Genomic DNA, 10,288 nt, shown 5'->3' with positions numbered 1-10,288 from the left:
CCAACGCCCCGAACGTTTTCGCCGCTTTTTTGTAAAAAAGCGGCACCAAAAAACTTTTATAAACTCAGAGTCGGGATCAGCCCGCTGGCCTCGGCCATGGCCCGGCTTTCAGCGATGGACGCACTCACCATCAGCGCCGCCGCCAGAGCGTGCTTGCCCGCCAGCCCGTCCACCACCACCGGCGCCCCATCCAGGCAGGCGGCGAAAAACGCCTCATGTTCGGCCGAGAGCGCGTCATGGTCCTGCCAGCCCGCCTGTTCGATGCCGAATTCCGGAAAGCCCGGCACTTTCACGCCAATCCCCCGCCCCACCAGGGTCAATTTCCGGGCCGAGAAATCCACGGTCAGATAGCCGGTCTGGGAGAAGATGCGCATCTTGCGCTCGGTCTTCAGCGAGATCCGGCTGGCGGTGATCGTCGCCACCGCGCCCGAGGCGAAGCGGATGCGGGCATTGGCGATGTCATCAAACGTGCTGGCCACCGGCGCGCCCACCGCGTCCACGCTCACCACCTCCGAGTCGGCCAAAGTCAGGATCAGATCGAGATCATGGATCATCAGATCCAGGATCACCGAGACATCCGTGCCGCGCGGCTTGAAGGGCGCGATGCGCACCGCCTCGATATAGAGCGGGCGGCCCATGCGTGAGGAGAGCGCGCCATGTGCCGCGGAGAAGCGCTCCAGATGCCCGACCTGCAGCACCCGGCCCGCCTGCGCGGCCAAAGCGATCAGCTCATCGGCCTGCGCCAGCGTCGCGGCGATGGGTTTTTCCACCAGCACATGCTTGCCCGCGCGCAAGGCCCGGGCGGCGTGCTCGTAATGATACTCGGCCGGGGCGGCGATGATCACCGCATCCGCCTCGGCCAGAATTTCCTCGACCGATTTCACCGGACAGCCCGCTTCCCAGGCCACCTCCTTGGCGCGGGCGGGGTTGGGGTCCGCCAGCCCGACGAGCCGGGCGCGCGTTGCCCCCGCCAGTTTCAAAGCATGGTAGCGGCCAAAATGACCCGCCCCGATCAAGCCCACCTGCAATCGCTCGCTCATATCTTAAGCGCTCTATTCCGCTCCGGGGTTGCGCGCAACGCTCTGCCCCGCCATACGGCAAGCGGTTTGGCATTTTTCGGAGCCCGTGTTGCTTTATTTCAGCCGTGCGAAGACTTTCGGTATCCTGCTTGTCGTCGCCCTCGGGGTGTTGCTCAGCCTGCCCAATCTCTGGGCGCGGCCGGGGTTTCTGCCCGCTTTCCTGCCCTGGAACCAGGTGCATCTCGGGCTCGATCTGAAGGGCGGCTCCTATCTGCTGCTGCAGCTGGATACGGATGCGATCCAGAAACAGGATCTCGGCCAGCTGGTCGGCGAGGCCCGGCAGACGCTGGTGAAGGATAATCTCGGCTATAAGGATCTGCACGCGGACGCCGCCAGCCATCAGGTGCTGCTGACCCCGCTGGCGGGCCAGGGGCCGCAGGCGCTGAAAGCGCTGCAGGGGCTGATCACCTATCTGCCGAATTCGCCGACGCCGAGCCTGGCCGTGGCGCAGCAGCCGGATGGCAGCATCGCCCTCTCCATCCCCGCCCAGGCGCAGAAAGCCCGCGACACCCAGGCGGTGCAGCAGGCCATTACCATCATCCAGCGCCGTATCGACGGCTCGGGCGTGCTCAACCCGCAGATCCAGCGCCAGGGGGACAGCCAGATCGTCGTGCAGCTGCCCGGCATCTCGGACCCGGAGCGGGTGAAGACGCTGATCGGCACCACCGCGCATATGACCTTCCAGATGGTCGATGCCAACGCCACGCCGGGTCAGCCCGCACCGCTGGGCGATGAGTGGCTGCCAATGTCCGATAATCCGCAGCAGAAGCTGGCGGTGCTGAGCAATGTCGCCGTCGATGGCGCAGATCTGCAGAACGCCCAGGCCAGCACCGATCCGCAGACCGGGCAATGGGTGGTGAATTTCACCCTCAATGCCGTCGGCGCGCGGGAATTCGCGGATACCACCACCGCCAATGTCGGCAAATTGTTTGCCATCGTGCTGGACGGCAAGATCATCGAGGCGCCGGTGATCCGCGAGCCGATCACCGGTGGCTCGGGTCAGATTTCCGGCAATTTCACCGCCCAGTCCGCCACCGATCTGGCGCTGCTGCTGCGCGCCGGCGCGCTGCCCGCACCGCTGAACATCGTCGAAGAGCAGAGCGTGGGGCCGGAGCTGGGCGCGGATGCGATCCGCGCCGGGGCGATCTCGCTTGGCGTCGGCTTCCTGCTGGTGCTGTTCTTCATGGCGCTGTTCTACGGGCTGTTCGGCTGGTTCGCGAATATCGCGCTGGTGGTCAATCTGGTGCTGATGCTGGCCATCCTCTCGGTAATGGGCGCCACCCTGACCCTGCCCGGCATGGCCGGTATTTTGCTCACACTCGGCATGGCGGTGGATGCCAATATCCTGATCAATGAGCGCGTGCGTGAAGAGGTGAAGGGCGGGCGCAAGCCGCTGGCAGCACTTGAGGCGGGCTATAAGCGCGCTTACGGCACCATCATCGATTCCAACGTCACCACGCTGCTGGCGCACGTGACCTTGTTCATCTTCGGCTCGCCGCCGGTGCGCGGCTTCGCCGTGACCATCTGTGCCGGCATCATCACCACCATGTTCACCGCCACGGTCGTGGTGCGGCTGATTACCTCGCGCTGGTATGCCGCCCGCCGTCCCGCCGCCCTGCCCGTCTAGGACCAGCGATCATGTTCACCAAACCGGCTTTCCGCTTCGTCCCGGACGGGACCAAGATCCGCTTCATGAATGGCCGCTTCGCCGGCTTGATCACCTCGGCGGTGCTGTCTCTGGCCTCGGTCGTGCTGTTCTTCCATCCGGGCCTGAATATGGGTCTGGATTTCAAGGGCGGCGTGGTGCTGCAGGTGCAGACCCCGCAAAAGGCCGATTTCGCGGCCCTGCGCGGCGCCCTCGCCGGGGCCGGGCTCAGCGATGCGGCGCTGCAATCGGTCGGCAATCAGGGCGATCAGGTGCTGATCAGCCTGGAGAGCCGGGCCAATGCCGGCGCCACCCAGACCGCCATCGGCGAGGTGCAGCAGGCGCTGGACAAGGCCGCCCCCGGTTCGAAAATCCAATCCACCCAGGCGGTCGGCGCCTCGGTCTCGGACCAGCTTTTCACCCAGGGGCTTGAGGCTCTGGGCCTCTCCTTCGTGATGATCCTGATCTATATCTGGTTCCGCTTTGAATGGCAGTTCGCGGTTGGCGCGGTGGTCACGCTGATCCTGGATACGACCAAGACCATCGGCTTCATGGTGATCACCCGCATCCCGTTCGACCTGGTGACCATCGCCGCGATCCTGACCATCATCGGCTACTCCACCAATGACAAGGTGGTGGTCTATGACCGGATGCGGGAGAATCTGCGCAAATATAAAACCATGGGGCTGCGGGATCTGATCGATCTCTCGATCAACGAGACGCTGAACCGGACCCTGGGCACCTCGGGCACCGTGTTCCTCGCCGCCCTGCCGCTGGCCTTGTTCGGTGGCGCCGCCCTGTCCGGCTTTGCCTGGATCATGCTGTTCGGCATCGTGGTCGGCACTTCGTCCTCGATCTTCATCGCCGCGCCCATCCTGCTCTTCCTCGGTGAGCACCGGCTGCGCCGCTCCGCGACTCCGGTGAAAAAGCCATCCAATTGAAAAAAGAGTGAAATTTCCCTCGCACGGGGGATTTAAGTCTGTTAGAACCGCCGAGTGTTATTTTTGAACAACTCTCGGTAATTTAGACATGCATCCGAAGGCGGCCGGCATTGCCCTCGCCGACACGTTGCGTCTGCGCTACCAGCCCATTTTCCGCTTGCGCGATGGGGCGGTTTGCCATGCCGAAGTTCTCGCCCGCAGCCAGACGGCGGATGGCCAGCTGCTGGGGCCGCAGGCGATTGTGGAGATGATGTCCTGCCCGGACGCGGCGTTGCACCTTACTCTTGCGATCATGGACCGGGCGCTGGGCGAATATGTCGCGCATGGCTTGCGCCGGCGGGGACTGGAGCTGGCCTTCAACCTGCCGCTGAATGTTCTGGTTTTTCCCGGCCTGATCGAACGGATCCGCGCCGTGCAGGCGAAATATGGGCTGGCGGCCACGGCGCTGCGGTTTGAATTGACCGAGACGCAACCGGTGCGCGACCCGCCCGCCGCCCTGGCCAGCATCGCGGACTTGCGGGCGCATGGCTATCTGCTGGCGCTCGACGATGCGATACCCGGCATGGCCTGCCTGGAGGCGCTGCTCGACGCGCCCCTCAGCGCGATCAAGCTTGACCGCTCCGTGGTCACCGATGAGGGCGCCGACGCCACCATGTTCATCCGCGCGATGACCGGCAGCGCCAAGCGCCACGGCCAGGATGTCGTCGCCGAAGGGATCGAGACGGCGGCGCAGATGCGGCGCATGCAGGCGCTGGGCGTTTCGCACGGGCAGGGCTATTTCTTCGCCTGCCCGCTGACCGCCTTGGACCTTGCGGAGATGCTGGCCACGGCGGCAGGCTGAGAGACTGTTTGAAAAGCCACTCTGGCGGCCGCCAAGCGGCGATTTGCTGCGCTCCGGTGCTCACGTACCTTAAGTACGCTCCGCTCCGGTGCTCGCAAATCACCGCTTGACGACTCACCATAGTGACCTTTGAAACAGCCTCTGAGTTTACGCCGCCGCGAGGGCGAAGCGGCGCTTGGAATCCTCCGCCATCCGCTCGATCCGCTGGCGCCAGGCGGGGCTGTTGGCGGCTTTTTCCAGCATCATCAGATTATCCGCATGCAAGCCAGCCGCCGGCGTCAGCTCATGCACCAGCCCTTCCTTTGAGAGCTTCAGCAGATGCGCCAGCACATTACGCTGCGCCGCCGCCTTCAGGAACGGGTCGGCCTTGGCGTAGAGATCGGCCGCGAGGGCGGCGACACTCCAATCCTGCCGCTTCAACGCCTCCAGAATGCTGCGCTCGCGCCGTTGCCGGTGGCCGAGCAGCTCCGCCGTCAGCCCCCTGGGGTCGCGCAGCAGCGGGCCGTGGCCGGGCAGGAAGAGGTCATCGTCGCGCCCCAGCAGCCGCTCCAGCCCGCGATAATAATCCGCCATGTCGCCATCCGGCGGGCTGACGATGGAGGAGGACCATGACATCACATGATCGCCGCTGAACAGGATTTTTTCTCCCCCCTGCCCGCGCCAGGCGAAGCAGAGATGGTCCGCCGCGTGACCGGGTGTGTGCAGGGCGGTGAAGCCCTGCAGCTTGTCGCCATCCCGCAGGGGCAGATCCGGGTTGAAGTCCGCGCGCATCGGCTGGTGGAAGGCCGCCACCTTGGCGCCGGTCTGGGCGGCCAGGGCGGGCAGGCCGGCATAATGGTCGCCATGGGTATGGGTGAGCAGGATCAGCCCGAGCTTGCGCGCCCCGATGGCGGTGATGAGATCGCCGATATGCGCCGCATCGTCCGGCCCAGGATCGATCACAACCAGCCCCTCCGGCGTTTCCACCAGATAGGAGTTGGTACCGTGATAGGTCATGATGCCGGGATTATCCGCGACGATCCGGCTGATCCCAGGGAGGACATCGAGCGGCACATGACGTTGCGGCACGGCTTCAGACAAAAAACCCATGCCCGCATCATGCTATGCGGGGGGATGATGGGCAATCACACATGGCTGTTTGAAACGCCACTCTGGCGGCCGCCAAGCGGCGATTTGCCGTGCTCCGGTGCTCACGTACTTTAAGTACGTTCCGCTCCGATGCTCACAAAACCCCGCTTGGCGACTCACTATAGCGACTTTTGAAACAGCCGATTATCCGCTGTGTCAGCCGAAATTATAGGCCAGCCACAACACGCCCAGCACCGCGGCGACGCAGACCACGCCCAGCACCATCGGCAGCACCGCGCCTTGCGACGGGGCGCGGCTGAGCCCGTGCGGAAAATGCCCGCCGGGGCCTTGGGAGTTGTGAAGATAATCTTTTATATTCATTGCCTTGACCCTCCATCTTGCGATGGCACGCGATATTCACAGACCGCTTTTTCGGACAGAGACTGACGCCGCCCGGCGATTGCGCCGGACTGATCCTCAAGTCCGACGATACGCCCCAGATCCTTTAAAATGCAATAAAAACCGTGCGGGTCATGGTTGCGGCGCGCGCCGGGCTTGGCCATCGTGAGGAAGCTGTATGAGGGGGATATTCATGGTCGGACGGCATCTCTGTTTCGCCATCTGTCTCGGGCTGCTGGCGGGTCCGGCTTTGGCGCAGAGTAGCGGCATTGTCGGGGCGGATCGCGACCCGTCCTGTCAGGCGGTGGGGGGCATCGGCTCCTATACGGATTGCCGGCGCAATGGCGTGCAGATCGACCCCAGCTCCGGCCTGGCGCTCAATGCGCAGGATCAGTGCAACTCCGTCGGCGGGGTGAATGATGGCCAGGGCTGCTACCGCGACAATGTGCAGGTGAACCCGCTGACCGGCATGAAGGCACAGCCGAGCGATCCGGGCTATGTCCCGCAAGGCGGAGAGGGCCTGCCCGGCCTGCCGGGAGAGGGCAGCAATTAGCCGCCCTGTGTACTTGCGGGCGCAGCTGGGCCATCTATTTCCGCATGGCCATGCCGCAAGACCCTGACGCCCCCCTGCGCACAGCGCTTCGTCGCCACAAAGCCTTCGCCTCCTCGCTGCTGGTGCTGATGGCCGCCCTGGCCCTCGGCAGCTACTGGCTCCCCCCCTCCGGCTGGACCGAGCTGCTGCGCGACGCCGCCAAGGCCGGCTTCATCGGCGGGGTGGCGGACTGGTTCGCCGTCACCGCTTTGTTCCGCCACCCTCTGGGGCTGCCAATCCCGCATACCGCGATTCTGCCGGCGCAGAAGCAGCGCCTGGGCGATGCGCTGGGGCGCTTCGTCGCCAACCATGTGTTCACCGAGGCCGATATGCGCCGGTTGCTGGCGGAGCTGGATGGTGCCGCCATTCTGCGCCGCTTCCTGGCCGACCCGGCTGCTTCAAGGCCGCTGGCCGAGGCGCTGGCCGGGATGCTGCCCAAGCTGCTGGCGAGCATCGAGGATGGCCGGGCCAGGCGCCTGCTCAACCGGCTGTTGCCCAAGCTGGTCGGCGGGCGCGCCGCCGGGGTGGTGGTGGCGCGCGCCCTGGCCGGGCTGGTGGAAGGCGGCAAGCACCAGGAGATGTTCAGCTTCATCCTGGCCCAGGTGAAGGAGATGCTGGCGGCGCGGGAGGAAAATCTACGCGAGGCGATCAAGGAGCGCGTCGCCGAGCATGGCGGCAAATTTGTCGGCTGGGCGGTGGGGGCGGGCATCGCCAAGCGCGTGCTCTCGGCGGTGAATAGCGAGCTGGACAAGATCAGCCCGGACAGTTCCGAGATCCGCGACGCCTTCGATGAATGGGCACGCGCCGAAATCGCCAAGCTGGAGACCGACCCGGCCCGCGCCGCCGAGCTCGGCCAGGCGCTGCGCGGGGTGATGACGCATGAGACGGTGCAGGCCTGGGTCTGGGATGTCTGGGCGCGGATGCGCCGGGCGCTGGAGCTGGATGCCGCCAACCCGCATGGGCGCTCGGTGGCGGTGATCGAGGCGGCTCTGGTCAATCTGGCCGAGGTGCTGGGGCGTGACGAAGCCACCCAGGCGCGGCTGAACGAGGCGCTGCGCGGCGGCGTGCTGCGGCTGCTGCCGAGCGCCCAGGCGGAAGGGGCGAAATTCATCGGCCATGTCGTCGGCGCCTGGGATGCGAAGACCATCACCGAGAAGCTGGAGCTGCGGGTGGGCAAGGACCTGCAATATATCCGCGTGAATGGCACGCTGGTCGGGTTTGTGCTGGGTGCGGCGCTGAGCCTGCTGGCGCGGCTGGCTCCGGCGCATCCGTGAACGCAGCATAAGGCTTTGCGATATAATTAAAAATTTTTGGCTTTGAAAAGGCTGGGGGGGGGGCAACGCGGTCGCCACCGCCCCAGCATTTTTTGCCGCTTTTTGAAAAAAGCGGCACCAAAAACTTTTACGACTTTACAATCCTTACCGGGATCGACTTGGCCGCCGGCGTGCCGGAGATCTCGTCGTGATGCCCAATCGGCAGCAGCGGGTTCAGCTCCGGGTAATAGCCGGCCAAGCTGCCGCGCGGCATCTGGTAGGGATATACGGTCAGCCCCATCACCCGGCGCTCCACCCCGTCATCCGCGATCGTCTCCAGGCCCACAATGGCCTGCGGCGCGATGCCGTAATCGCGCATATCCGCCTCATTCATGAACAGCACCATCCGCCCGTCATAGACTCCGCGATACCGGTCCGAGTTGGAGTAGATGGTGGTGTTGTACTGGTCGTGCGAACGCACGGTGGAAAGGCGGAACATCTCCGCGCCGCCAATCGGCTTATCCTCATCCAGCCCTTCGATGATCAGGAAATTCGCCTTGCCGGTGTCGGTCTTCCATTGCCGGGCGCGCGGCGGGTTGTTGAGGTGGAAGCCGCCCGGCGCCTTGATCCGCTGATTGAACCCGGCGAACAGATCCGGATACACATCCGCGATGCGGTCGCGGATGAGGTTATAATCCGCGATATAATCTGCCCAGGGCACCACGCTGTTGGGCAGCGTCGCCATCGCCATGCGGCAGACGATCTCGATCTCCGAGCGCAGATCCGCGCTCGCCGGCTCCAGCACCCCGCGCGAGGCGGTGATGTTGGACATCGCATCCTCGATGGTGACGAATTGCGGGCCGCTGGCCTGGTTGTCGATCTCGGAGCGGGCGATGACGGGCAGGATCAAGGCCTGCTTGCCATGCACCAGATGGCCTCGATTGAGCTTGGTGGCGATGCCGACGGTGAGGTTCAGCCGGCGCATCGCCTCATAGGCGGCGAACGTGTCCGGGATGGCGTGGATGAAATTCCCGCCCATGCCGATGAACACCTTGGCGCTGCCCTCGATCATCGCCTTCACGCTCTCGACCACATGATGGCCATGCTCACGCGGCGGGGCGAAGCCGAATACTTCCTGCAACTTGTCCAGATAGGCTGGGGTCGGCTTCTCATCGATGCCGACCGTGCGGTCCCCCTGCACGTTGGAATGGCCGCGCACCGGGCAGATGCCAGCTCCGGGCTTGCCGAAATTCCCGCGCAGCATCAATAGATTGGCGATCTGCTGGATCACCCGCGCGCCCTGCTGGTGCTGGGTGACGCCCATGCCGAAGCAGATGATGGTGGCGTTGGAGGCGATATAGACATCCGCGCAACGCCGGATCTGCGCTTCCTCGATGCCGGAGACCGCGACGATATCCGCCCAGTTGGTGGCCTCGATATCCGCCTTCAGCGCCGCGAAGCCATGGGTATGGTCGCGGATGAACTCCTCATCCAGCACCTTTTCCCCGGCCGCGTCGCGCTCGAACAGCACCTTCATGATGCCCTTGAGCAGCGCCACGTCGCCGCCGATCTTGATATGCACGAATTCGCTGGAGATCGGGGTGGACTGGAAGGTGGCCATCTCCACCATGTCCTGCGGCTCGGTGAAGCGGATCAGAGCGCGCTCGGGCATCGGGTTCACCGCCACGATCGGCACGTTGCGCTTCCTGGCATGCACCAGCTCGGTCATCATGCGCGGGCTGTTGGTGCCGGTATTCTGGCCGATGATGAAAATCGCCTCGGCCTTGGCGAAATCGCCGATCACCACGGTGCCCTTGCCGATGCCGATCGACATTGGCAGGCCGCGGCTGGTCGGCTCGTGGCACATATTCGAGCAATCGGGGAAATTATTGGTGCCGAATTCGCGCACGAACACCGAATAAAGGAAGGCGGCTTCGTTGGAGGTACGGCCGGAGGTGTAGAATTCCGCCTCATCGGGGCTGGCGAGGGCGTTCAGCTCGCTGGCGATCAGCCGATAGGCATCGTCCCAGGACACCGGCACATAATGGTCGGTGGCGGCATCATAGCGCATCGGCTCGGTCAGGCGGCCTTGCTCCTCCAGCCAGTAATCGGACTGCGCCATCAGCTCGGTGACGCTGTACTGGGCGAAGAAGTCGCGGGTGACGCGCTTGCGGGTGGCTTCAACGGCCAGCGCCTTGGCGCCGTTCTCGCAGAATTCCAGCTTCTTCTCGCGGTCCGGATTCGGCCAGGCGCAGCTCGGGCATTTGAACCCGTCCGGATGGTTCATCTTCAGCAGCGCCTGGCTGCCTTTCACCACCACGCTCTGTTCCAGCAACACCTTGGCGGTGGCTTTCGCCGCCCCCCAGCCACCGGCCGGCGCCTTATAGGTTTCAAAGCGCAGCTTTTCCGACATGATCACCACTCCCCAGCGGATTGTTCTTGACGCTAAATGAGTGTCCCTGCCCCCCGC

At 64.5% G+C, this 10,288-nt stretch carries 9 protein-coding genes; 5 read left to right on the top strand and 4 right to left on the bottom strand.

What is annotated here, in order from left to right:
• Positions 1 to 56: 56 nt before the first annotated feature.
• Complete coding sequence (locus tag MXAZACID_RS03225) at positions 57 to 1,040, bottom strand: Gfo/Idh/MocA family protein (RefSeq protein ID WP_008492634.1); 984 nt, start codon at positions 1,038 to 1,040, stop codon at positions 57 to 59.
• An 85-nt stretch (positions 1,041 to 1,125) separates the two neighbouring features.
• On the opposite strand from MXAZACID_RS03225, the gene secD reads away from it, so the two are divergent.
• From secD to MXAZACID_RS17630, 3 genes are all read left to right on the top strand, one after another.
• The gene (secD, locus tag MXAZACID_RS03220) at positions 1,126 to 2,706 is read left to right on the top strand and encodes a protein translocase subunit SecD (protein WP_008492633.1); all 1,581 of its coding nucleotides are present in this window, start codon (positions 1,126 to 1,128) and stop codon (positions 2,704 to 2,706) included.
• An 11-nt stretch (positions 2,707 to 2,717) separates the two neighbouring features.
• A complete protein-coding gene (gene secF, locus MXAZACID_RS03215; RefSeq protein ID WP_008492631.1) occupies positions 2,718 to 3,665 on the top strand; it encodes a protein translocase subunit SecF in 948 nt (315 codons plus the stop codon).
• A gap of 88 nt (positions 3,666 to 3,753) precedes the next feature.
• On the top strand, positions 3,754 to 4,506 hold the full coding sequence (locus tag MXAZACID_RS17630; RefSeq protein WP_008492630.1) for an EAL domain-containing protein: 753 nt from the start codon (positions 3,754 to 3,756) through the stop codon (positions 4,504 to 4,506).
• Between the two features lie 147 nt (positions 4,507 to 4,653).
• Here the strand turns inward: MXAZACID_RS17630 and MXAZACID_RS03205 are convergent, their stop codons facing one another.
• Together MXAZACID_RS03205 and MXAZACID_RS19105 are read right to left on the bottom strand one after the other, a co-directional pair.
• Positions 4,654 to 5,595, bottom strand: a complete 942-nt coding sequence (locus MXAZACID_RS03205) for an MBL fold metallo-hydrolase (protein WP_008492629.1) — start codon at positions 5,593 to 5,595, stop codon at positions 4,654 to 4,656.
• Between the two features lie 195 nt (positions 5,596 to 5,790).
• Positions 5,791 to 5,955: a hypothetical protein gene (locus tag MXAZACID_RS19105; RefSeq protein WP_168118379.1), complete on the bottom strand. Its 165-nt coding sequence runs from the start codon at positions 5,953 to 5,955 to the stop codon at positions 5,791 to 5,793.
• 196 nt (positions 5,956 to 6,151) lie between these two features.
• On the opposite strand from MXAZACID_RS19105, the gene MXAZACID_RS03200 reads away from it, so the two are divergent.
• Both MXAZACID_RS03200 and MXAZACID_RS03195 read left to right on the top strand, forming a co-directional pair.
• Positions 6,152 to 6,526: a hypothetical protein gene (locus MXAZACID_RS03200; RefSeq protein ID WP_168118378.1), complete on the top strand. Its 375-nt coding sequence runs from the start codon at positions 6,152 to 6,154 to the stop codon at positions 6,524 to 6,526.
• A gap of 50 nt (positions 6,527 to 6,576) precedes the next feature.
• Positions 6,577 to 7,839, top strand: coding sequence for a DUF445 domain-containing protein (locus MXAZACID_RS03195; RefSeq protein ID WP_240376507.1), 1,263 nt, complete (start codon positions 6,577 to 6,579; stop codon positions 7,837 to 7,839).
• Positions 7,840 to 7,966: 127 nt separating this feature from the next.
• Here MXAZACID_RS03195 and MXAZACID_RS03190 read toward each other — a convergent pair whose 3' ends face one another.
• Positions 7,967 to 10,231 (bottom strand): FdhF/YdeP family oxidoreductase, encoded by a 2,265-nt coding sequence (locus MXAZACID_RS03190; protein WP_008492626.1) that lies wholly within the window; start codon positions 10,229 to 10,231, stop codon positions 7,967 to 7,969.
• Between the last annotated feature and the right edge of the window lie 57 nt (positions 10,232 to 10,288).

This window comes from Acidocella sp. MX-AZ02 (assembly GCF_000306035.1).
GTDB classification, from domain to species: domain Bacteria; phylum Pseudomonadota; class Alphaproteobacteria; order Acetobacterales; family Acetobacteraceae; genus Acidocella; species Acidocella facilis.
This window is presented reverse-complemented; position numbering and strand designations above follow the sequence as displayed.

Excerpts from the sequence above, each read along its gene's own strand:
- MXAZACID_RS19105 (WP_168118379.1), bottom strand. The coding sequence starts at position 5,955 with ATGAATATAAAAGATTATCTTCACAACTCCCAAGGCCCCGGCGGGCAT.
- MXAZACID_RS03205 (WP_008492629.1), bottom strand. The coding sequence starts at position 5,595 with ATGGGTTTTTTGTCTGAAGCCGTGCCGCAACGTCATGTGCCGCTCGAT.
- MXAZACID_RS03225 (WP_008492634.1), bottom strand. The coding sequence starts at position 1,040 with ATGAGCGAGCGATTGCAGGTGGGCTTGATCGGGGCGGGTCATTTTGGC.
- MXAZACID_RS03190 (WP_008492626.1), bottom strand. The coding sequence starts at position 10,231 with ATGTCGGAAAAGCTGCGCTTTGAAACCTATAAGGCGCCGGCCGGTGGC.
- MXAZACID_RS03195 (WP_240376507.1), top strand. The coding sequence starts at position 6,577 with ATGCCGCAAGACCCTGACGCCCCCCTGCGCACAGCGCTTCGTCGCCAC.
- MXAZACID_RS17630 (WP_008492630.1), top strand. The coding sequence starts at position 3,754 with ATGCATCCGAAGGCGGCCGGCATTGCCCTCGCCGACACGTTGCGTCTG.
- secF (WP_008492631.1), top strand. The coding sequence starts at position 2,718 with ATGTTCACCAAACCGGCTTTCCGCTTCGTCCCGGACGGGACCAAGATC.
- MXAZACID_RS03200 (WP_168118378.1), top strand. The coding sequence starts at position 6,152 with ATGAGGGGGATATTCATGGTCGGACGGCATCTCTGTTTCGCCATCTGT.